The sequence below is a fragment of the Paenibacillus pasadenensis DSM 19293 genome, assembly GCF_000422485.1.
GTDB lineage: Bacteria > Bacillota > Bacilli > Paenibacillales > Paenibacillaceae > Paenibacillus_O > Paenibacillus_O pasadenensis.
Genome location: NZ_KE383859.1, coordinates 15,818 through 36,645 on the forward strand (window position 1 = coordinate 15,818; position 20,828 = coordinate 36,645).

Below are 20,828 nucleotides of genomic sequence, written 5' to 3' on the forward strand. Positions count from 1 at the left end.
AAACCGGCCTGGCCGGCTTGGAGGAACGGCTTTTTTTGACGACAGCGGCTCGGAAAGAGTTCGGATGAGGACGAGTCCGGCCAATCCCTTCGAATAAGCGTCCCGCTCCGACATAAAATGGGACTAAGGAGCCTAAGGTCAGTCATCGGGGAGGGAACGCGAGTGGGAACCGATTCGGGCATCGATTCGATCTTTATGACGGCGGGAACGAGCTTGACGATTCTGATCGCGGTCATCGCGGTCATCATCGGAGCGGGGCTGATCCGCTCGTACGCCAGCTGGAGCCGCAACAGCGCGCAGCCGCTGCTCTCGGTCAAGGCGGCGGTCGTCAGCAAGCGCTCGCGCGTGCGAAGCCAGCAGCCGTACGAGGAAGGGCAGCCGCAGCAGACGAAGACCGATTATTACGCGACGTTCGAGGTGGAAAGCGGAGACCGGATGGAATTCGCGATCAGCGGACGCGATTACGGCCAGCTGGCCGAAGGCGATATCGGCAAGCTGTCGTTTCGCGGCAGCCGCTTCCAGGGCTTCGAACGCGACAACAACCGCGTCATTCAGTTCGGCTGAAGGCAAGCGGAGCTTGCGCGGCGATTCCGCCGAATATCGTCTTGACCCGGAGGCCGAGCACGGCGCCCGCACCGGATAGAGCCGGATTTCCTCTTGAGGAAATCCGGCATTTTGGCGTGGTTTTCTTTTTCAGGCGAATCCGGAGTTGACTCTCCTGCAAAAGGAGGGTGTACAGCAAGGCAAGGAAAGGAGGAGGGCGCATGCTTGGGGGGGAGCGAAATGGCGGAGGAGAGCGGCGTGACGGTCGACGTATTGAAGATCAGTCGACATGGGAGCTTGCTGGCGTATGGACAAGCTTCTGTCAGAACAGCAGCTGCAGGAATTCGTCCAGCTCGACCGGGCCAAGATAAGGGACGAGATCGACGCCGGCGAGCGCTTCGCGTACCGCTTCGGGCTCATAGCGGATGCCGGACAGCAGCTCCTCCAGCTCGGCGACCTCGGCGATGCCGAAAAAGTCGCCGTAGATCGAGGCTTGCTCGATGCGGCCCGAGGCTACGTTGACCCGGACGTCGTACGTGCCGGCGGACAGGCGCTTGACTTGCCGCATGTTGAACGCCGGCGAGCGGCCGTAATTCCAGTCCCAGCTGCGATACCGCTCGTCCGCGAGCTTGCGGACGCCTTCCCAGTCGGCTGCGGAGAGCTCGTACGTCTCCGGCGTACGGCCCTCGTACAGCGCCGAGAGCAGGCGGGAGCGGAATTGCTCGACCGACATCGGTTCCTGCAGGAACTCGGAGATGTTGGCGACGCGGCTGCGGACCGATTTGGTCGACTTGGACTTGAACTTCTCCGGATTGACCTTGAGCGCGGAGGCGACATGGGAAATGTCGGATTGGAACAGCAGCGTGCCGTGCGTATACATGCGGCCGCGCGTTGCGAACTGCGCGTTGCCGGATATTTTGCGCTCGCCGACCTGGATGTCGTTGCGTCCGCTCAGCTCGGCCTCGACGCCCATCGAGCGCAGCGCCTCGATGACTGGAGCGGTAAACTTGCGGTAGTTGCGGAACGACTCGCCGTCGTCCTTGGTGATGAAGCTGTAGTTGAGATTGCCGTGATCGTGGTAGACGGCGCCTCCGCCGGAAAGACGGCGCACGACATGGATGCCCTGCTCCTTGACGTACTCCTCGTTGATTTCCTCGAGCGTGTTCTGGTTTTTGCCGATGATGATGGACGGCTCGTTGATGTAGAACAGGAGGTAGTCGTTGTCGGCGGGAAGATGGCGCAGGATGTATTCCTCCAAGGCGAGGTTGAGGGACGGATCGTGCATGTCCCGATTCGAGACGAACAGCATGGCGGCTTCTCCTCCATTGGATAGGATGCTTGCGATGAGAACAATGTACCATATCGGGCAAGCGATTCCCAATTCGGGCAGCAGCAGAAAAAGCCCCGCTCCACGTCATGCGGAGCGGGGCAGGCCGGAGCCATCCGATCAATAAAGCGAGATCGTCAGCGTATCCTTTTCGTTGTACGTATGAAGCGTCGCTTCGCTGCCGGTAATTTCCACGCTGATCAGCGAACGGAGGCTGTTCTTCAGCGAGTTCTTGCCGGTGAACAGCTTGCGGTTCATGACCTCGCCCAGTTTATCCAGCGCTTTTTTATTGTTTTGTTCCGTTACATAAACGGGGATTTTTTTGTTTTGAAAGGAAATGAGCGTTCTCATCGCTTTTCACTCCAATTCTTTTCGAGTTGGTCCTGCTTTTATCGGTCTTTCCTCGTCGTTCTTGGTTGTTCTTATTGTAACCAAGCAAGATTAAGAGATTCTTAAAAAAGCGTTATGAAATGGTTACAAAGGCATTGACATGGACGTTTGCAAGCATAAATAGCATGCAATTCGTCTCTTTCATAAAGTAAGTATAATCAAACTTGACAACAGTTGCAACCTCTGATACAAATTTCTTCCCTACAAGGTTTTCTGGATCGAATCCGTCATTCCTGCTTGCGTACGCAAGAGATCAGGAATTTCTTTTGGGCAGCTGGATTCGGGACTGCTCCAGGCGCCCGTACGTCATCGAATCGCTGTAAATGCCATGCACGCCGATCGCCGCCAGATCGCGGATGATCGTCTCGTCGTTGACGGTATGCGCATAGACCGGCACGCGCATGGAAGCGAGCTTGGCGATGAACGGAGCGGACTTCAGGGCGCGGTCCTGCGCCATCGTGATGGCGTCCACCTTCGGTTCCGCGAGGACGAAGTCGAGCACCTGACGCTCGCTGTCCTGCGATTGGTACAACGTATATATATAGGAAGGAAAAGCATGGATGCTTTCCACCCAGCGAAGCATGTCCCGGCTGTAAAGCTGCGGAATGACGCGCTCCAGCACGCCCTCCTTGCCGCTTGCGGCGCGCATCATCGCCTCGAACTGCTGCCGCACTTCTTCCTCGCTCGTTCCTTTCGTATCGGTGACGATCCATAGATCGGGATGGTTTTGCAGCAGCTCGACGATCTGCTCGAAGCTCATCGCGTGGTATCGGCCGTAGATCGGCAAGGAGAGCAAGGGCTCCAGCGGAGCCGGGCGGTCCATCTGCTCGCGGGGGATGACCTGCTTGAACCGGTCGTACAAATAGTTGCCCCAATCGTGGCGGCTGAGCAAAAAGCCGTCTGTCGTCAGCTGCAGATCGACCTCGAAAACGCGATAGCCGCGTGCATAATTCTGCTCGAAGGCTTCGCGCGAATTTGTAAAGAACAGCTGATCCACCGACCCCATCGCATGAGCGACCAAGGACTGGCTCGTCCAGGCCGGCGGCGGCTCCCGCCAATCCAGCAGGGCGGGCCGGCTGCCGGACAGCAGGGGCAGAGCGGCTGCGGCGAGCGCGATTCCAATCGCAGCCCGCTTTAATCGTTCGAACATGATTTCTCTTTCCTCGCTCTCTCGGAATGCAATCCTATCTATTATATAATCCGAAGCCTTGATTTTCGATCTTTTTCCAGCATTCGGAAGGCGCTTGACGCAAGCCCTTGCGTTGGCTTACGGTTAAAGGCGGAACGTCACTCGGAGTCGGGAAGGAAAGAATGATGGGAACTCTAGTCAAATACGGGCTGACCGGCGTCATGAACACGCTGGTCGATTACGGCGTATTCGCTTTGCTGCATGCGCTGCTCGGCGTCAATTACCTGATCGCCCAGACGGCAAGCTTCGCATGCGGGACAATCAACAGTTATGTGGTGAACCGCAGCTGGACCTTTGGTCGCAGAGGCCGGGCCCCAAAAGCCGAAATGCTTAAATTCCTTGCCGTAAACGGCCTAATGTTCGGATTATCGACCTCCATTTTAGTGCTTTGCGAGGAATGGCTTGGCTGGAATGCGCTGATCGGCAAAGCGATTTCGATCATTGCCGCTACTGGAATCGGATTCATCCTGAATCGGCTGTGGGTATTTCGAGAATCGGGGCCAGCGGACGAGGCGACCAAAGTCGCGAGCCTTGTCGAATCGGAGCCGGGAAAGAGCTGATCCGGGAAAATCGACGGGGAAGCTGATTCGCAAGTCCTTGTCCTGCCGCCGGCCCGGCAAGGCCATGTCAGCTGATCCGTCACCGTCAAAGACCGAAAAAGCCGCTCTGCGAGCGAGATTTTCGGTCTTTTTCACGTTGACCGGATCATGAGTCCGAAGTCATTGGCGCTGGCGAAGCGAGCCTTTTCTAGGAATAGGAAAGGGAGCGCATACATGGCAGTGGAAGCGGAAACAAATCTGAATATTCATGCGGGGCTTCCAGCCGGAAGTAGGAGAGGAGGCGTGAAAACCGGGCATGAAAATGAACAGGAAAGACTAATCCGAAACATGCCTTTCTTCCCTCAACCAGTTGCTACTATCTGTGTCATAATCGTTACGAACAAGCTATCCCCTGTCGGATGCTTGTCCGTAAAGCGAAGCGGTTTCTGACGGCTGTTGTCTGATCCATGCGAAGTCTGATGATTCGGGGAGGAACCGATATGGCGCTTCAAAAGCAGGCGGAAGAGGGATCGCTGACTGCGAAGCGGGAGAGGCTGCGCGCTTTTTTCGATCGCCTGGCGCTGGACGAGACGCTGGGGGCGAACGGACCGAGAGCCTCCGTCCGGGCGGACCGTGCGCTCGCTTCGGCCGGCGCGGGCTCGCCTGCGGATGCGGCCGGGCTGCTGACCGGACTGTTGCGGGAACGCGGCATCGCCGATTGCGTCGAGCAGCTGGTGGAGCATGTGCTGCGCGGAGGCAGCGTCGAGGCGTTCCTTCAGAAAGCGGACGATAAGCGAAGATAGAGCAGACAAAGGAGAAGGATCCGATGGATGCTATTTTTTTTCCTTGAAAGTTCTCGTTTCGAATAATTAAAACTATTTAATAACTCGTTTAGAATTCTCATTTGGAGGGGACATCTTGGAACTCAACCACTACCTGTTCATTATCCGCAAGCGCCTCTGGATGATCGCGGCCATCGTCGTCATCAGCGGCTCGCTCGCGGCGACCTACTCTTACTGGTATGCGAAGCCGCAGTACGAAGCCTCGGCCAAGCTGCTCGTCGGCCAGGTAAAGGATGGCGGAGGGCTGATGTCCAGTCTGGATCTGAATCTCATCAACAGCAATATCCAGCTCATCAAAACCTACAAGGAAATCATCAAGACGCCGCGCATCATGCAAATCGTCGCCGAGGAATATCCTCAGCTGCATCAGACGGCCGGCGAGCTCGCCGGCAAGGTGACCGTCAGCTCGGTCAACGACACGCAGGTCATGTCGGTCACGGCCAGGGACGGCAGCTATGAGAGCGCGGCGCGGATCGTGAACGCCGTCTCCGTCGTGTTCTCCAACGAGATTCCGAAGCTGCTGCAGGTCGACAACGTCTCGATCCTCAATCAGGCGGATCCGCAGGCGGTGGCCGCCCCGGTCGCCCCGAACGCGAAGCTCAACATCGCGATGGCGCTGGCGCTCTCGCTGCTCGCGGCGCTGGGCCTGGCGTTTCTGCTGGAGTATCTGGACGATACGATCAAGACCGAGGAGGATGTCGCGGAGGTGCTCGGGCTTCCGGTGCTGACGGTCATTCCGAAATTCAAGGACAGCGAGGCGCTGCCGCCAGCCGGCACGCATCGGGACAAGAAACCGTTGCCGGCCGCGGGCCGGGTAGGGAGGAAAAGCAATGTCACGCTCGACGCGTAGCTGGAGCCTGATCGCCCAGAACAATCCGAAATCGCCGATCTCCGAGTCGTACCGCATGCTGCGGACGGGGGTCGAATATGCCGGCGTCGACGAGCCGGTCGACCTGCTCATGGTCACGTCCTGCCGAGCCGGAGAAGGAAAAAGCACGACATCGGCCAATGTGGCGGTGACGTTCGCGCAGACCGGACAGAAGGTGCTGCTCATCGACGCGGACATGCGCAAGCCGTCGCAGCATCATATCTTCGGACTGTCGAACCGCGCGGGACTGACCTCCGTGCTGCAGGGAAGATGCAGCCTCGCCCAGGGCATCCAGGAGACGTCGGTGGAAGGACTCGACGTGCTGACCGCCGGCCAGACGCCGCCCAATCCGTCGGAGATGCTCGGCTCCAAGGCGATGACGTCGCTGCTGGAGCTGGCCAAGGGCAGCTACGACCGGGTCGTCATCGATACGCCGCCGATCATGGCGGTGACCGACGCGCAGATCGTCGCCGGCAAATGCGACGGCGTGCTGCTCGTCATCGACTCCGGCAAGGTGAAGAGCGATATCGCCCGCAAGGCGAAGGCGGTGCTGGAGCAGGCCGGCTCGCGGCTGCTCGGCGTCGTGCTCAACAACGTGGACCGCTCGAGCGGTAGCGGCTATTACTATTACTACTACGGCGGGGAAGAGCAGCAGGGCTGAAGCCGAGGCTGTCCGCGGACAGACCGGCCCGGACCGGAGCAGGGCGGGCCGAGCGTCAACCACCAATTCGATCCAAAGAAGGGATGAGGGGCATGCAAAAAGTAAGGAAAGCGATTATCCCTGCCGCAGGGCTCGGAACGAGGTTCCTGCCCGCGACGAAGGCGATGCCGAAGGAAATGCTGCCGATCGTCGACAAGCCGACCATCCAGTACATCGTGGAGGAAGCGATCGAATCCGGCATCGAGGACATCATCGTCGTCACCGGCAAGGGCAAGCGGGCGATCGAGGATCATTTCGACATCGCCTTCGAGCTCGAGCATACGCTGGCGGAGAAGGGCAAGCTCGACATCCTCGAAAAGGTGCGCCGCTCCTCCAACGTCGAGATCCACTACATCCGCCAGAAGGAAGCGAAGGGGCTCGGCCATGCCGTCTGGTGCGCCCGCAACTTCATCGGCGACGAGCCGTTCGCGGTGCTGCTCGGCGACGACATCGTGCAGTCGGACATCCCGTGCACGAAGCAGCTCATCGAGCAGTACGAGCGCTCCGGCAAGTCGGTCATCGGCGTGCAGACGGTCGGCGTCGACCAGACGCATCGCTACGGCATCGTCGATCCGATCGGCCATATCGAAGTGCCGCAGAGCCGGCTGCACGGCGTCAGCCGCTTCGTCGAGAAGCCCGCTCCGGGCGAGGCGCCGTCGAATCTGGCGATCATGGGCCGCTACGTGCTGACGCCGGAGATCTTCGACTTTCTCGGGAGGCAGGAGGTCGGCGCAGGCGGAGAAATCCAGCTGACCGACGCGATCCAGCGGCTCAACGAGAGCCAGGGCGTATTCGCCTACGACTTCGAAGGCATCCGCTATGACGTGGGGGAAAAGCTCGGCTTCATCCTGACGTCGCTGGAGTTCGCGATACGCAACCCTGAGCTGCGCCATCCGCTGCTGTCGGAGATGAGCGAGATGCTCGAGCGCGAGCTCGGCCGGGGCCTGATGGCGGCGCGGGGCGAGTAGCATGAAGGTGACTGTTGCGATCTGCACGCACAACCGTGCAAAAGACACGCGAGAGGCGGTGGAAAGCGTGCTCGCCCAGCAGGTCGACGAGTCGCAGTACGAGGTGCTCGTCATCGACAACCGCTCGACCGACGGCACGGCGGATGCGATCCGCGGCATCCAGGAACGACCCGGCGTCGGCCCGGAGCGGGTGCGCTGCATCCGCGAGGACAAGCTCGGCCTGTCGGCCGCGCGCAATCGGGCGATCCGCGAGGCGAGGGGCGAGTACATCCTGTTCCTCGACGACGACGCGGTGGCGAGGCCGGGCTGGATGGGCGCGATCGTCGACGTGTTCGAGCGGGACCCGGCGATCGGCTGCGTCGGCGGACGCATCGACCCGGTGTGGGAGGGCGGCGAGCCGGACTGGCTGCCGGAGGCGTTCAAGACGCTCTACACGGTGCTGGACTTCGCGCCGCGCGTCGTCGAAATGGAGGCGCCGCGCATCCCGTTCGGTGCGAACGTCGCGTTTCGGGCCGCGCTGTTCCGGGAGCATGAGCCGTTCCGCGAGGATCTCGGCCGCGTCGGCAGCAGCCTGCTGTCCAACGAGGAAAGCGAGCTGATCGGCCGCATCCGCCGGAGCAGCACCGTCTACTACACGCCGCATGCGGCCGTCGACCATAAAATCGACCGCAGCCGCATCAGCCGCAAGTGGTTCCTGCGCCGGGTGTACTGGCAAGGCATCAGCGACGCCGCGCGCGGAGGCCGGGGAGCGGCCTACATGCTAAAGCAGGCGCTCAAGATCGGCCCGTCGGCGCTGCTGCTGCTGCTCTCGCTGCCGAATCCGCAGAAGCAGATGGTGCAGCTGCGGCGCATCCAGTACAGCAACGGCTATATTGCCGGGAGGCTCGGCTGGTTCAAGTAAGGAGCGGACGGCTGCTGCGGCGCGCGGCCGGGCGAGCTGACGCTCTTATGGTCGCATAATGAATAATTTTTAGTGAAAAAGGAGAATCGCTCATGAGTCTGGACCCGATCCGGCCGGAAATCGCGCTCCCGGCGCAGCCGCCATCCCGGCGGCGGGGCCGGATCGGCCGCCTGGCCGGCGCGCTCCGCGGCAAGGGCGCGCTGGCGACGATCGCCCGCACGAGCGGCGTCAACCTGCTCATCCTGCTGCTCGGCACGCTGAGCTCCATCCTGACGGCCCGCCTGCTCGGAGCGGAGGGCAAGGGCGAGCTGGCGGCGATCCTGTTCTGGCCGGCCTTCCTCGCCGGGCTGACCGGCTTCGGGCTGCCGACGTCGCTGATCTACCAGGTGAAGCGCGGCGCGGCGCTGCGGGAGGCGGCGGCGCTCGCCTTCTCGCTGCTGCTTCCGGTCAGCCTGCTGACCGGCACGCTCGCCTGGTTCCTGCTGCCGCAGTGGATGGACGGCTACAGCGCCGAGGCGATCGCGGCGGCCCGCTTTTACGCCGCGCTCGCCGTGCCGATGGCGCTGGCGGCGAACCTGATCGCCGCCGCCGCCCAGAGCCGCGCGAGGTTCGGCGTCTACAACGGCATCCGGCTGTACGTGCCGCTGCTCAACCTCGCCGGACTGGCGGCGCTGTGGGCGGCGGGAGCGCTGACGCTGACCGCCGCCGCCTCGGTCTATCTGGCGACGACCGGCGCGGTCATCGCGGCGGCGCTGTACGCGCTGCGCGACGAGCTCGGCTGGGCGCCGCTGCGGCAAGCGTGGAGCCGGCGCGTCGCCGGTCCGCTGCTCGGCTACGGCAGCCGCGTGTACGGCACCGACCTGCTCGGCACGCTGTACGGCCAGTTCGACAAGCTGATCATCCTGGCGCTGCTGGCGCCGCGCGACTTTGGCGTCTACTCCGTCATCTACGCGCTGTCCCGCATGTTCAACGTCGTGCAGACGGCGATCACGAGCGTCGTATTCCCGAAGGTGACGGGCGAGAGCAAGGAGGTCGTCATCGCCTCGGTCAGCCGGGCGTTCCGGCTGTCGATGGCGCTCATGACGCTCGCGGTCGTGCCGGCGATGTGGATCGGCGGCCGCCTGATCGGCCTCGTGTTCGGCCCGGACTTCGCCGGCTCGAGCGCCGCGTTCTACCTGCTGTCGATCGAGTGCATCGTCGGCGGCGGCTCCTGGCTCCTCGCCTCGGCGTTCAACGCGATGGGACGGCCGGGCATGGTGCTCGTGCGGCAGCTGGTCGCGCTCGCCGCGACGATCGGGCTGTTCTTCGCCTTCGTCCCGATCTGGGGACTGGAAGGACTGGCGCTCGCGCTGCTCGGCGGCGCGTTCATCCGGATGGCGTTCTCGATCGCCTCGATGAAGCTGCTGTTCGGCGTCCCGATCCGCCGCATCCTGTCCGGCAGCGAGGACCTGAAGTTTCTGAAGGCTCGAATCCAAGCAAGAAAAAAGGCGGCATCCGCCGCCGAAGGGGGAGCATGAGACGCATGGGCAAGACCGAGATCGAATCGCCGCTCGCGGCGGGCCGCCTGGGCCTGCATCCGATGGAGCAGCTCAAGGAGAGGCTGTCGCTCATTACGAAGAGCATCCCGAAGGGCTCGGAAATCATCTACATCGACTACCCGGTCTACAGCAACATCGGCGACATCCTCATCATGAAAGGGACCGAGGCCTTCTTTCAGGCGCATGGCATCCGCGTGAAGGCCCGCTACAGCGTCGCCGACTTCCCGGACGAGCTGCGCGTGCCGCCCGGCGTCATCCTCGTGCTGCAGGGCGGCGGCAACTTCGGCGACCTGTACGCCAAGCATCAGCTGCTGCGCGAGAGCGTCGTGGAGCGCTATCCGGGCAACCGGATCGTCGTGCTGCCGCAGACGATCTTTTACAAGAGCGAGCTGAACTTCGGCCGCACGGCCAGCATCCTGAACCGCCATCCCGACCTGCATCTGTACGTCCGGGACTCGCTCTCGTACGAGATGGCGAGCAAGAAGTTCAAAAACGTGCAGGTCTACCTGTCGCCCGACATGGCCCATCAGCTGTATCCGATCGCCGCGCCGGAGCATCCGACGAAGGACACGCTGTTCTTCCTGCGGACGGACGTCGAGAAGACGCCCGAGCAGGAGAAGCTGGAGCGGAAGGCCGGCGGCTCGGAGAGCAAGGACTGGCAGCATCTCTACCATCCTGCGGAGCGGAAAGGCATCGTGCTGATCATGAAGCTGTACCGCTTCACGGCAGCCCGGGGGCTGCTGCAGCGCGTCTGGTACCGCTACTCGCAGCATCTGGTGGACAAGGCGGTCAGGCAGTTCGGCTCCTACCGCATGATCGTCACCTCCCGGCTGCACGGCCACATCCTCGCCAGCCTGATGGATTTGCCCCATGTCGTCCTCGACAACTCCTACGGCAAGAACATGAGCTATTACCAGGCTTGGACGAGGGATGTGCCGGGAGCGGAGCTGTCGACGGCCGAGCAGGCGAACTGATCGGGGAACGACGGGCGAACGGACCGGCGGGCGGCCGCCGGTCGAACGAATCCAAGGAAAGGGGAGCGGTTCACTTGGCATATCCAGACCGAAGCGAGGAAATGATGGCGGCGGGAGGCGGATGTCCGGCCCAGGCGCGGCAGATCGCTTTGTACGAAGGCATGAAGCGGGCGGTCGACGTCGGCTGCTCGCTGATCGGCCTCGTGCTGCTCAGTCCGGTGTTCGTGCTGATCGGCTTGCTGATCAAGCTCGAGGATCCGAAGGGAAGCGTCTTTTTCTACCAGACGCGCGTCGGCAAGGACGGCAAGCCGTTCCGCATGTTCAAGTTCCGCTCGATGGTCTCGAACGCGGAGGAGCGGCTGAAGGAGCTGCTTGCGCAGAACGAGGTCCAGGGCGCGATGTTCAAGATGAAGAACGATCCCCGCATCACGCGGGTCGGCCGCTTCATCCGCAAGACGAGCATCGACGAGCTGCCGCAGCTGGTCAACGTGCTGCAGGGCAGCATGTCGCTCGTCGGCCCGCGGCCGCCGCTGCCGCGCGAGGTCGCGGAGTATACGCCTTACGACCGCCAGCGGCTCGACGTCACGCCCGGCTGCACCGGGCTGTGGCAGGTGAGCGGACGCAGCAGCCTGACGTTCGAGCAGATGGTCGAGCTCGACCTGCAGTACGTGCGCGAGCGCTCGCTCGGCATGGACGCGCGCATCCTGCTGCGGACCGTGCGGGTGCTGCTCGGCAGCAAGGACGCGTTTTAATCCCATCAGCAAAAAGGAGCGGAAGGACATGGACAAGCAATCGGCCATCTACGTCGCCGGCCATCGCGGACTGGCGGGCTCGGCCATCTGGCGGGCGCTCGAGTCCAGAGGCTTCGCCAACCGGATCGGCCGCACGAGCCGCGAGCTCGACCTGCGCGACGCGGGGGCGGTCGAGGCGTTTTTCGCCTCGGCGGGAATCGAGTACGTCTTCCTCGCCGCCGCCAAGGTCGGCGGCATCGTCGCCAACAACGACTACTGCGGCGATTTCATCCGCGACAACCTGCTCATCCAGACGAACGTCATCGACGCGGCGCGTCGGCATGGCGTGAAGAAGCTGCTGTTCCTCGGCTCGACCTGCATCTATCCGAAGCTGGCGCCGCAGCCGCTGCAGGAGGACAGCCTGCTGCGCGGCGACCTCGAGCCGACGAACGAGGCGTACGCGATCGCCAAGATCGCCGGCATCAAGATGTGCCAGGCGTACAACCGCCAGTACGGCACGACGTTCATCTCGGCGATGCCGACGAATCTATACGGTCCGAACGACAACTTCGACCTGGAGACGAGCCATGTGCTGCCGGCGCTGCTGCGCAAGATCCACGAGGCGAAGGAATCCGGAGCGCCGGAGGTGCAGATCTGGGGCACCGGCACGCCGCGCCGCGAGTTCCTGCACGCGGACGATCTGGCGGACGCCTGCCTGCATCTGATGGAGCATTATGACGGCAGCGACATCGTCAACATCGGCGTCGGCGAGGACATCGCGATCCGCGAGCTGGCCGAGCTGATCGCCGGCGTCGTCGGCTACGAGGGCCGGCTGGCGTTCGACGCCTCCCGCCCCGACGGCACGCCGCGCAAGCTCGTCGATACGAGCCGCATCAACGGCCTCGGCTGGCGCGCCTCCACCCCGCTTGCGGACGGCATCCGCCAGGTGTACTCCGGCTATCGGCAAGCGGCGCTGGCTTAGCTTTTCAACCAAAAATCTATCATCCAATAGGGGGATGCGGCATATGAAAAAAGCGCTCATCACAGGGGTAACCGGTCAAGACGGATCGTATCTGGCGGAGTTCCTGCTCGGCCAAGGGTATCAGGTGTACGGCATGCGCCGGCGCACGAGCACGCCGAACTACGAGAACGTCGAGCACATCAAGAACCGCATCAACTGGGTGTCCGGCGACCTGACCGACCTCGCCTCGCTGATCGAGGCGGTGCGCGTCTCCGATCCGGACGAGGTGTACAACCTGGCCGCGCAATCGTTCGTAGCCGCATCCTGGCCGCAGCCGCTGGCGACCGGCCATCTGACGGCGATCAGCGTGACGAACATGCTCGAGGCGGTGCGCATCGTCAAGCCGAGCGCGCGCTTCTACCAGGCGTCGAGCAGCGAGATGTTCGGCAAGGTCGTCGAGACGCCGCAGAAGGAGACGACGCCGTTTTATCCGCGCAGCCCGTACGGCGTAGCCAAGGTGTACGGCCACTGGATCACGGTCAACTACCGCGAGAGCTTCGGCATGTTCGCCTGCTCCGGCATCCTGTTCAACCACGAATCGCCGCGCCGCGGCATCGAGTTCGTGACGCGCAAGGTGAGCGACGGCGTCGCCCGCATCAAGCTCGGCCTGCAGAAGGAGCTGCGCATGGGCAACCTCGACGCGCTGCGCGACTGGGGCTTCGCCGGCGACTACATCAAGGCGATGTGGCTCATGCTGCAGCAGGACGAGCCGGACGACTTCGTCATCTCGACCGGCGAGATGCACACGGTGCGCGAGCTGCTGGACGTCGCATTCTCCCATGTCGGCCTCGACTACCGCGACTACGTCGTCATCGATCCCGAGTTCCAGCGGCCGGCGGAGGTCGACCTGCTGCTCGGAGACTGCGCCAAGGCGAAGGAGAAGCTCGGCTGGACGCTCGAGGTCGGCTTCGAGCAGCTCGTCAAGATGATGGTCGACGAGGACCTGAAGCGCGTCCAGCACGAGGCGTCCTACCTGCACGCGATGAGCGTGAACGCCTAGCGCCATGGCCATGGCAAGCTCGCAGCCGCTGCAGCCCGCTTTCCGCCGGAGCGGCCGCTTGGGAGGGGCGTCGCTGGAGGACTGGGCGCGCCGGGGGCTGATCGCCTACTTCATCTTCGCCTCGATGGCCTATTTGCCGGAGGCGCTCAACGATATCGCGAGCATGCGCGTCTCCTACGCCAAGTTCGCGATCGGCGAGCCGCTGTTCGGACCGAGCCTCCGGTACGTCAAGGACATCCTGATGGTCGCGCTGCTCGGGCTGTTCTTCTGGATCGACATGCGCAGGCAAGAGCGCTACCGGCTGGCCGCGCACTACCTGCCTGTGATCCTGCTCCTCCTGTATGGCACCGCCGTGCTCGCCTATCGGGAGTCGACGGTCAACCTCTATCAGGTCGCGGCCGGGGGCCGCTCGCTGCTGCTGATCCTGTTCTGCGTCAAAGCGATCGGGCTGATGCGCGGCCGACCGGAGTTCATCCGCGCGCTCGCCCGCTGCATCGGCTGGCTGCTGCTGGTCGAGTTCATCGTGCTGGCGATCCAGTACGCGCTGTTCACCAGCCGGTTCGGTGTCGTGAATCCGTTCTCGCTGCGGCTGATCGGCACGTTCGGCGGCATCTCGATCGCCGGCTACCTGGCGCTCGGCAGCGCGATGATCCTGTACGCCGCCCGGCCGCGGCTCGGCCGGGTCCAGCGCAGGCTGGGGCCGCTTCTGCAGCTGCTCGCGCTCGGCGTCGCCGGCATGTCCGGCACGCGCTCGGCGATCATCGGCTGCTTCCTGATCGTGTTTTTCCTGCTCGTCGAAAAGGTGCTTCTCGGAAGGAAGCGCCCCGGATCGGCGTACTTGACGCCGGCGATCATCTGCTTCTCGCTGCTCGCCCTCACGGGCGGCGTGCAGGCGGCGACGCTGATGGCCGACCGCGGCAGCATTGTCGAGGCGCAGGTGGAGGGCGGACGGATCGACATGCTGACCGGCTTCTTCACTTCGAATCCGCTGAGCGTCGTGCTGTTCGGCGACGGCATCGGCTACGGCACGAATGCCGGCGTCAACCTGAACAAGCAGCTCGAGGTCGAGCTCGATCACCAGATCATGGACGGCACGTTCAACTCGATCCTGACCCAGTACGGCCTGCTGTCGCTGTCGCTGCTGCTGGCGGCGGCGATCGCGGCCGCGCCTGGACTGCTGCGCAAGCTGCGGAGCCGCAGCCTGCAGCTGTACGTGTTCGTCGTCGTCAACTTCGTCCTCTGCATCTCGACGAACATCCTGGAGCAGTTCGTCTATCTGTTCCTGCTGGCGGCCTGCTGGGCCGTGCTGACGGACGGCGAGCCGAGCCGCTCCGCCACCGGAGCGCTCGGCCGGACAGCCGCTCCGATGCCAACCTGAAGGGAGAAATGACGCCATGAAGCCGCTTGTACTGCTCACCGACGCCTATGGCGGACACGGCGGCATCGCCAAGTTCAACCGCGACCTGCTCGGCGCCGTCTGCTCCAGTCCGCAGGTCGAGCGGGCGACGGCGATCCCCCGCATCATGCCTTATCCGCCGGGAGAGCTCCCGCCGAAGCTCGACTACGTGACGGCCGGCCTGAACAGCAAGCCCCGCTATCTGAAAACGGTGCTCGGCTCGCTGCTGGGACGGGCGAGAGGCAGCGACGTCATCCTCTGCGGGCATATCAATCTGCTGCCGTTCGCGGCGCTCGCCAAAAAAATGACCGGCGCCAAGCTGGCGCTCATCATCCACGGCATCGACGCCTGGGACCCGGTGACGCGCGGCGGCACCGGCTGGGCGCTGAGCCAGCTGGACGCCGTCATCTCGGTCAGCCGGCTGACGCTGGACCGCTTCTGCGGCTGGACGGGCCTGGCCGGCATTCCGTCCTACGTGCTGCCGAACTCGTTCGAGCCGGGACAGTTCACGCCGGGTCCGCGGCCGGCTTATCTCATGGAGCGCTACGGGCTGCAGCCGCAGGACCGGATCGTCATGACGCTGGGACGGCTCGCGGGCCAGGATCGGCGCAAGGGCTTCGACGAGGTGCTCGAGGCGCTGCCGACGCTGAGGCGGCAGGTGCCTCGCCTGCGCTATCTGATCGTGGGCGACGGCAGCGACCGCGCGCGGCTGGAGGCGAAGGCCGCCGCCCTCGGCGTGGACGATGCCGTCGTGTTCACGGGCTTGATCGCAGAGGAGGAAAAAGCCGACCACTACCGGCTTGCCGACGGCTTCGCGATGCCGAGCCACGGCGAAGGCTTCGGCATCGTGCTGCTGGAGGCGATGGCCTGCGGCGTGCCGGCGCTGGCCTCGAGCAAGGACGGCAGCAGCGAGGCGCTGATGCACGGCAAGCTCGGCGAGCTGATCGATCCGGCCGATCCGGAGCAGGTGCAGGGGGGCATCCTGCGCCTGCTGTCCAAGCCGCGCGGGGAAGTGCCCGAAGGACTCGGCCATTTCAGCTACGCGAACTATACGGCAAGACTGCATGACATCCTGCAGCGGATCGGCGGCGATGCGGCCGTTCCCGCAGGGGGCTCCTTGCGCAGCACGGGCAAGCTGTCCGGCTGACCATTTTGAGAACAGGGAAGTGAAGGCATGAACATCCTGCATGTGATCGCCAATCTGGCGCCCCGCTACGGCGGCCCGGCAAAGGCCGGAATGGAGATGGCGGCGGCCCTCGCGGCGCGCGGCCACGACGTGACGATCTTCACGACCAACCAGGACGGAAGCGGCGTGCTGGAGGTGCCGACCGACCGGACGATCCGCAAGAACGGCGTGGACATCCGGTACTTCCCGGTCATCCAGCCGAAGTTCTGGCGCACCTCGCCGGCGATGGCGGCCGCGCTGAAAAAGGAGATGCCGCGCTTCGACATCGTGCATATCCACTCGCTCTATCTGTTCCACGGGATGGCTGCCGGCCATTACGCCCGCAAGCACGGGGTGCCGTACATCGTCCGTCCGCACGGGACGCTCGATCCGGTCATGCATGCCCGCCATCGCTATCGCAAGAAAATCATGGAGACGCTGTTCGAGGACCGCAACATCCGCCGCGCCGACGCGCTGCACTACACGACCGAGGAAGAGCTGCTGCTCGCCGAGCCGTACGTGCACGGAAGCTCCGGCTTCGTCGTCCCGAACGGCATCAACTCCTCCGACTACCGCGAGCTGCCGCCCAAAGGAACGTTCCGCTCCCGCTACAAGCTGCTGGAAGGCAAGAGGATGCTGCTGTTTTTCAGCCGCATCAACTTCAAGAAGGGGCTCGACGTGCTGGTCGAGGCGTTCCGCGACATCCATCGGCGCCATCCCGATACGGTGCTCGTGCTGACCGGACCGGATGACGAGAATTACGGCCAGAGGGTGCGCGACTGGCTGAAGGCGGCGTCCTTGAGCGAGTTCGCGATCTTCACCGGCATGCTGACCGGGACGGACAAGCTCGCCGTGCTGCGCGACGCCGACCTGTTCCTGCTGCCTTCGTACTCGGAGAACTTCGGCATCGCCGTCGTCGAGGCGATGGCCTGCGGCGTGCCGGTCGTCATCTCCGACAAGGTCAACATCTGGCGCGAGGTCGTCGCCGAAGGGGCGGGGCTGGCGACGCCGGTCGACCCGATCCGGGTCGCGGACGCGGCCTGCCAGCTGCTGGACGATCCTGAGCTGCGGGAGCGGATGGGCGAGCGCGGCCGCGCGATGGCCTCGCAGTATTACGAGTGGTCGCAGGTCGCCGCGCAGCTGGAGCAGGAATATCGCAGGCTCGCCGGAGAGGCCGGCCGGGCCGGAAGCGGGCGCGGCGCTCAAGCCGGCCTGACCTGGGGCTCATGAGCGCGAACCGCATCCGGCTCGACCGGTACGACCAGAGCGGGTACTCGCGCGGACGGAGCGGGGCGGTCGTGCTGCTCTGGTGGCTCGTGCAGGGCAGCCTGTTCCGCTACTCGCTGCATCCGATGTACGGCTGGCGGCGCTTCCTGCTGCGGCTGTTCGGCGCCCGGATCGGACGCGGCGTGCAGGTGCGGGCGACGGCGCGCTTCACCTATCCGTGGAAAGTGTCGATCGGCGACTGGTCGTGGATCGGCGACGAAGCGGAGTTCTACAGCCTCGACCGGATCGAGGTCGGCGCCCACTGCGTCGTCTCGCAGCGCAGCTATCTGTGCACCGGCTCCCATGACATCGAGGATCCTCGCTTCGGCCTGGTGACGCGGCCGATCGTCCTCCGCGACGGCGCCTGGGTCGCGAGCGACGCGTTCGTCTATCCCGGCGTGACGGTCGGCGTCATGGGCGTCGTCGCCGCCCGCAGCACGGTCACCCGTCCGGTGCCGGACGGCGAGGTGCATGCCGGCACGCCGGCGGCGTTCGTGAAGCGCCGGATCGTCAAGGACGGCGCGGAGGAAGGCGCGGGAGGCGCGGGAGTCGCGGAAGGCGAGGCCATGACGGACGGCGGACTCCAGAAGGACCGCCGCGCAGGACGGAACGCCGGTTGACAAGCGGCATCAAGCGAGGGAGACCGGCCGCAGCGCCGGCGAGCCCGCACGAAAGGAGGCCAAAGGGCGATGAGCAAGCCGCGCATCGTGTTCGTCATCAATTATTTTTATCCCGACTATGCCTCGACCGGGCAGATCCTCACCGAGCTGTGCCTGCATCTGCAGCATGACTTCGACATTACGGTCATCGCGCAGCAGCCGGGCTACGCCGGGGAGAAAAAGGACGCCAAGGCGCCGCGCTACGCCGAGGACCGGCTGGAGAACATCTCGATCCTGCGCATCCGCCTGCCGGAGGTGGACAAGCGCAGCAAGGCGAGCCGCCTGCGCTACATCTCGGCCTACTTCCTGCATGCGGTGCGGCTGCTGCTGCGGCAGCGCAAGGCGGACTTCGTCTACACGATCTCGCAGCCGCCGGTGCTCGGCGGCCTGATCGGCACGATCGGCAAGCTGGCGCTGCGCTCCAGGCACATCTACAACATCCAGGACTTCAACCCCGAGCAGGCGCAGGCGGTCGGATTCATGAACCATCCGCTCCTGCAGCGGACGGCGCTCCTGCTCGACAAGCTGAACTGCCGCCTGGCGGACCACGTCATCCTCGTCGGCCAGGATATGAAGGAGACGCTCGTCCGCCGCTTCGGCGGCAAGAACGTGCCGCCGCACTCGGTCATCAACAACTGGACCGACGAGCAGGACATCGTGCCGCTGAGGCGCGACGATCCCGGCGTGGCGGCGTTCCTGAAGCGGCACGGGCTGGAGGACAAGTTCGTCGTCATGTACTCCGGCAACCTCGGGCTCTACTACGATCTCGAGAACCTGATCCGCATCGCGCCGCAGTTCCGCGAGCTGTCCGACCTGATGTTCGTGTTCATCGGCGAAGGCGCGGTCAAGCCGCTCATGGAGCAGTTCGCGCGCGAGCAGGGGCTGACGAACGTCCTGTTCCTCCCCTACCAGCCGAAGGACCAGCTCCGCTACTCGCTCGGCGCGGCCGACGTGCATCTGGTCGTCAACCAGAAGGGCATCAAGGGCGTGTCGGTGCCGAGCAAGATCTACGGCGTCATGGCGGCGGGCAAGGCGGTCATGGGCGTGCTGGAGGAAGGCAGCGAGGCGCATCGCCTCATCCGGGACAGCAGCTGCGGCACGTCGACCGAGCCCCAGCGCTACGGCGACGCCGCGCGCCAGCTGATGGCGCTGTACAGCCTCGGCCGCGCCGGCCTCGCCGAGCGGGGACTGCAGGGGCGCGACTATCTGGAGCGCCATCTGCGCCGCAGCCTGTCGCTCGAGAAGTACCGCGAGCTGCTGCTGTCGCTGCATGCCGGCGGCGGCCGCGGCCGCAAAATTCCGGCTGGCCGCGCGGCGGCGGCCGGCCGGCCGCAAGCAGAGGCGGGAGCCGGCGCGCGCGTCCTTACCCATTCCAATCTGAAAGGCGGAGATCGATGATGAAGCTCGTCCTGTTGTCCGGAGGCTCCGGCAAGCGGCTGTGGCCGCTTTCCAACGACCTGAGGTCGAAGCAGTTCCTGAAGGTGCTCGAAGACGGCGAAGGCTCCCGCGTCTCCATGGTCCAGCGCGTCTGGGGCCAGATCGAGGAGGCGGGCTTCGCCGGCTCCGGCTACATCGCGACCGGCGCCACGCAGACGGAGCTGATCCGCGGCCAGCTCGGCCCGGACGTGCCGCTCATCGTAGAGCCCGCGCGGCGGGATACGTTCCCGGCGATCGCGCTGGCGGCGGCGTACCTGTTCTCCGTGGAGAAAGTCGATCCCGGCGAGACGGTGGCGGTGCTGCCCGTCGACCCGTACGTCGAGGACCGCTTCTTCCAGACGGTGGCGAGCCTGGACGGCGTGCTGCGGGACAGCGGCGCCGACCTCGCGCTGATCGGCGTCAAGCCGACCTACCCTTCGGAAAAGTACGGCTACATCGTGCCGGAGGCGGGAGGGGACGCTCCGGGCGCAGGCGGGACGCTGCGCGTCGGCGGCTTCCGCGAGAAGCCGTCCGAGGCGGCGGCGCAGGAGCTGATCGCGAGCGGCGCGCTGTGGAACTGCGGCGTGTTCGCCTTCAAGCTCGACTACATGCTGAACATCATGGCGGCCAAGGGCATCCCGCTGTCCTACGACCGGCTCGCCGCCGACTACGAGAGCCTGGAGAGCATCAGCTTCGACTACGAGGTCGTGGAGCGGGCGCAGAGCATCGCGGCGGTGTCCTATGACGGCTATTGGAAGGACCTCGGCACATGGAACACGCTCACGGAGGAGATGAAGGACGCGCGCATGGGGCGCGGCATCGTCAGCGGCGACTGCACGAACACGCATCTCGTCAACGAGACGGACATCCCGGTCACGGTGATCGGCCTCTCCAACGTCGTCGTGGCGGCCAGCCCGGACGGCATCCTCGTCGCCGAGAAAGGCGCCAGCACGCGGCTGAAGGAATTCATCGGCCACGACCAGCGCCCGATGTACGAGGAGCGGCGCTGGGGCTGGGTGCGCGTGCTCGACGACCGCAGCTACGACGACGGCACCGCCGTGCTGACCAAGCGCGTCGGCATCGACAGCGGCGCCAGCATCGGCTACCGGCTGCATCAGCACCGCGAGGAGGTGTGGACGGTCGTGAAGGGCTCGGGCGAGTTCATCTGCAACGGCACTTATATGAAGATTCGCGCGGGCAACGTCGTCCACATCCCGATGAAGACGCTGCACGGCGTCCGGGCGGCGGACGATCTGGAGTTCATCTCCGTGCAGACCGGCCCGAAGCATCTCGAGAACTCGATCATGGAGCTGTACGGCAGCTGGGAAGAGATCGAGCAGAACTGCCTGCGGGCGTAGAGCGTCCGCGGATGCCGCGGTCATCCGCAGATTTCAG

General features: G+C 64.3%; 21 protein-coding genes. 18 read left to right on the forward strand and 3 right to left on the reverse strand.

The genetic code is table 11. The features are described 5' to 3' along the window. Window positions 1–162: 162 nt before the first annotated feature. Window positions 163–564 carry a DUF2500 domain-containing protein gene (locus tag H582_RS0123390; protein WP_028600474.1) on the forward strand — a complete coding sequence of 134 codons (402 nt, stop codon included), beginning with the start codon at window positions 163–165 and terminating at the stop codon, window positions 562–564. A gap of 301 nt (window positions 565–865) precedes the next feature. On the opposite strand, the gene H582_RS0123395 is transcribed toward H582_RS0123390, so the two are convergent. The 3 genes from H582_RS0123395 to H582_RS29305 all read right to left on the reverse strand — a co-directional run bounded on the left by H582_RS0123395 (window position 866) and on the right by H582_RS29305 (window position 3,410). Beyond that, complete coding sequence (locus tag H582_RS0123395; RefSeq protein ID WP_028600475.1) at window positions 866–1,852, reverse strand: lipoate--protein ligase; 987 nt, start codon at window positions 1,850–1,852, stop codon at window positions 866–868. 138 nt (window positions 1,853–1,990) lie between these two features. Continuing rightward, window positions 1,991–2,221 (reverse strand): hypothetical protein, encoded by a 231-nt coding sequence (locus tag H582_RS0123400; RefSeq protein ID WP_028600476.1) that lies wholly within the window; start codon window positions 2,219–2,221, stop codon window positions 1,991–1,993. Between the two features lie 292 nt (window positions 2,222–2,513). Continuing rightward, window positions 2,514–3,410, reverse strand: a complete 897-nt coding sequence (locus tag H582_RS29305; protein ID WP_052333601.1) for a phosphatidylinositol-specific phospholipase C/glycerophosphodiester phosphodiesterase family protein — start codon at window positions 3,408–3,410, stop codon at window positions 2,514–2,516. A gap of 161 nt (window positions 3,411–3,571) precedes the next feature. Here H582_RS29305 and H582_RS29310 point away from each other — a divergent pair, with 161 nt between their 5' ends. From H582_RS29310 to H582_RS0123490, 17 genes are all read left to right on the forward strand, one after another. Then, complete coding sequence (locus H582_RS29310; RefSeq protein WP_084137571.1) at window positions 3,572–4,009, forward strand: GtrA family protein; 438 nt, start codon at window positions 3,572–3,574, stop codon at window positions 4,007–4,009. Window positions 4,010–4,488: 479 nt separating this feature from the next. Next, window positions 4,489–4,791 carry a hypothetical protein gene (locus H582_RS0123415; protein ID WP_028600477.1) on the forward strand — a complete coding sequence of 101 codons (303 nt, stop codon included), beginning with the start codon at window positions 4,489–4,491 and terminating at the stop codon, window positions 4,789–4,791. A gap of 115 nt (window positions 4,792–4,906) precedes the next feature. Then, a complete protein-coding gene (locus H582_RS0123420) occupies window positions 4,907–5,680 on the forward strand; it encodes a YveK family protein (protein ID WP_043111925.1) in 774 nt (257 codons plus the stop codon). Continuing rightward, the gene (locus H582_RS0123425; RefSeq protein ID WP_028600479.1) at window positions 5,661–6,359 is read left to right on the forward strand and encodes a CpsD/CapB family tyrosine-protein kinase; all 699 of its coding nucleotides are present in this window, start codon (window positions 5,661–5,663) and stop codon (window positions 6,357–6,359) included. Before H582_RS0123420 ends, H582_RS0123425 begins: the two co-directional genes overlap by 20 nt. 92 nt (window positions 6,360–6,451) lie before the next feature. Next, complete coding sequence (galU, locus tag H582_RS29315) at window positions 6,452–7,366, forward strand: UTP--glucose-1-phosphate uridylyltransferase GalU (RefSeq protein ID WP_043111928.1); 915 nt, start codon at window positions 6,452–6,454, stop codon at window positions 7,364–7,366. Window position 7,367: 1 nt separating this feature from the next. Next, the gene (locus tag H582_RS0123435; RefSeq protein WP_028600480.1) at window positions 7,368–8,267 is read left to right on the forward strand and encodes a glycosyltransferase; all 900 of its coding nucleotides are present in this window, start codon (window positions 7,368–7,370) and stop codon (window positions 8,265–8,267) included. Window positions 8,268–8,359: 92 nt separating this feature from the next. Then, entirely contained in the window at window positions 8,360–9,784 is a 1,425-nt protein-coding gene (locus H582_RS0123440; RefSeq protein WP_084137572.1) for a lipopolysaccharide biosynthesis protein, read from the forward strand. A gap of 5 nt (window positions 9,785–9,789) precedes the next feature. After that, entirely contained in the window at window positions 9,790–10,779 is a 990-nt protein-coding gene (locus H582_RS0123445) for a polysaccharide pyruvyl transferase family protein (protein WP_052333603.1), read from the forward strand. 104 nt (window positions 10,780–10,883) lie between these two features. Continuing rightward, the gene (locus H582_RS29320) at window positions 10,884–11,531 is read left to right on the forward strand and encodes a sugar transferase (RefSeq protein ID WP_052333616.1); all 648 of its coding nucleotides are present in this window, start codon (window positions 10,884–10,886) and stop codon (window positions 11,529–11,531) included. A gap of 28 nt (window positions 11,532–11,559) precedes the next feature. Next, window positions 11,560–12,492 (forward strand): GDP-L-fucose synthase family protein, encoded by a 933-nt coding sequence (locus H582_RS0123455; protein ID WP_028600483.1) that lies wholly within the window; start codon window positions 11,560–11,562, stop codon window positions 12,490–12,492. A gap of 43 nt (window positions 12,493–12,535) precedes the next feature. After that, window positions 12,536–13,531, forward strand: a complete 996-nt coding sequence (gene gmd / locus H582_RS0123460) for a GDP-mannose 4,6-dehydratase (RefSeq protein ID WP_028600484.1) — start codon at window positions 12,536–12,538, stop codon at window positions 13,529–13,531. A gap of 4 nt (window positions 13,532–13,535) precedes the next feature. Next, on the forward strand, window positions 13,536–14,909 hold the full coding sequence (locus H582_RS0123465) for a hypothetical protein (protein WP_028600485.1): 1,374 nt from the start codon (window positions 13,536–13,538) through the stop codon (window positions 14,907–14,909). A 16-nt stretch (window positions 14,910–14,925) separates the two neighbouring features. After that, the gene (locus H582_RS29325; protein WP_052333604.1) at window positions 14,926–16,074 is read left to right on the forward strand and encodes a glycosyltransferase; all 1,149 of its coding nucleotides are present in this window, start codon (window positions 14,926–14,928) and stop codon (window positions 16,072–16,074) included. Between the two features lie 27 nt (window positions 16,075–16,101). Then, on the forward strand, window positions 16,102–17,322 hold the full coding sequence (locus tag H582_RS29330; protein WP_052333605.1) for a glycosyltransferase: 1,221 nt from the start codon (window positions 16,102–16,104) through the stop codon (window positions 17,320–17,322). Then, a complete protein-coding gene (locus tag H582_RS29335) occupies window positions 17,319–17,978 on the forward strand; it encodes a WcaF family extracellular polysaccharide biosynthesis acetyltransferase (RefSeq protein ID WP_084137574.1) in 660 nt (219 codons plus the stop codon). Before H582_RS29330 ends, H582_RS29335 begins: the two co-directional genes overlap by 4 nt. Before the next feature lie 69 nt (window positions 17,979–18,047). Then, window positions 18,048–19,415 carry a glycosyltransferase family 4 protein gene (locus tag H582_RS29340; RefSeq protein WP_084137575.1) on the forward strand — a complete coding sequence of 456 codons (1,368 nt, stop codon included), beginning with the start codon at window positions 18,048–18,050 and terminating at the stop codon, window positions 19,413–19,415. Next, window positions 19,415–20,791 carry a sugar phosphate nucleotidyltransferase gene (locus H582_RS0123490; protein WP_028600486.1) on the forward strand — a complete coding sequence of 459 codons (1,377 nt, stop codon included), beginning with the start codon at window positions 19,415–19,417 and terminating at the stop codon, window positions 20,789–20,791. Before H582_RS29340 ends, H582_RS0123490 begins: the two co-directional genes overlap by 1 nt. The last annotated feature ends 37 nt before the right edge of the window (window positions 20,792–20,828 follow it).

Coding starts and splice junctions, on each gene's coding strand:
- H582_RS29325 (WP_052333604.1), top strand. CDS start 14,926: ATGAAGCCGCTTGTACTGCTCACCGACGCCTATGGCGGACACGGCGGC.
- H582_RS0123490 (WP_028600486.1), top strand. CDS start 19,415: ATGAAGCTCGTCCTGTTGTCCGGAGGCTCCGGCAAGCGGCTGTGGCCG.
- H582_RS0123395 (WP_028600475.1), bottom strand. CDS start 1,852: ATGCTGTTCGTCTCGAATCGGGACATGCACGATCCGTCCCTCAACCTC.
- H582_RS29330 (WP_052333605.1), top strand. CDS start 16,102: ATGAACATCCTGCATGTGATCGCCAATCTGGCGCCCCGCTACGGCGGC.
- H582_RS0123465 (WP_028600485.1), top strand. CDS start 13,536: ATGGCCATGGCAAGCTCGCAGCCGCTGCAGCCCGCTTTCCGCCGGAGC.
- H582_RS0123435 (WP_028600480.1), top strand. CDS start 7,368: ATGAAGGTGACTGTTGCGATCTGCACGCACAACCGTGCAAAAGACACG.
- H582_RS29340 (WP_084137575.1), top strand. CDS start 18,048: ATGAGCAAGCCGCGCATCGTGTTCGTCATCAATTATTTTTATCCCGAC.
- H582_RS29310 (WP_084137571.1), top strand. CDS start 3,572: ATGATGGGAACTCTAGTCAAATACGGGCTGACCGGCGTCATGAACACG.
- galU (WP_043111928.1), top strand. CDS start 6,452: ATGCAAAAAGTAAGGAAAGCGATTATCCCTGCCGCAGGGCTCGGAACG.
- H582_RS0123425 (WP_028600479.1), top strand. CDS start 5,661: ATGTCACGCTCGACGCGTAGCTGGAGCCTGATCGCCCAGAACAATCCG.
- H582_RS0123415 (WP_028600477.1), top strand. CDS start 4,489: ATGGCGCTTCAAAAGCAGGCGGAAGAGGGATCGCTGACTGCGAAGCGG.
- gmd (WP_028600484.1), top strand. CDS start 12,536: ATGAAAAAAGCGCTCATCACAGGGGTAACCGGTCAAGACGGATCGTAT.
- H582_RS0123400 (WP_028600476.1), bottom strand. CDS start 2,221: ATGAGAACGCTCATTTCCTTTCAAAACAAAAAAATCCCCGTTTATGTA.
- H582_RS29320 (WP_052333616.1), top strand. CDS start 10,884: ATGGCGGCGGGAGGCGGATGTCCGGCCCAGGCGCGGCAGATCGCTTTG.
- H582_RS0123440 (WP_084137572.1), top strand. CDS start 8,360: ATGAGTCTGGACCCGATCCGGCCGGAAATCGCGCTCCCGGCGCAGCCG.
- H582_RS29335 (WP_084137574.1), top strand. CDS start 17,319: ATGAGCGCGAACCGCATCCGGCTCGACCGGTACGACCAGAGCGGGTAC.
- H582_RS0123445 (WP_052333603.1), top strand. CDS start 9,790: ATGGGCAAGACCGAGATCGAATCGCCGCTCGCGGCGGGCCGCCTGGGC.
- H582_RS0123455 (WP_028600483.1), top strand. CDS start 11,560: ATGGACAAGCAATCGGCCATCTACGTCGCCGGCCATCGCGGACTGGCG.
- H582_RS29305 (WP_052333601.1), bottom strand. CDS start 3,410: ATGTTCGAACGATTAAAGCGGGCTGCGATTGGAATCGCGCTCGCCGCA.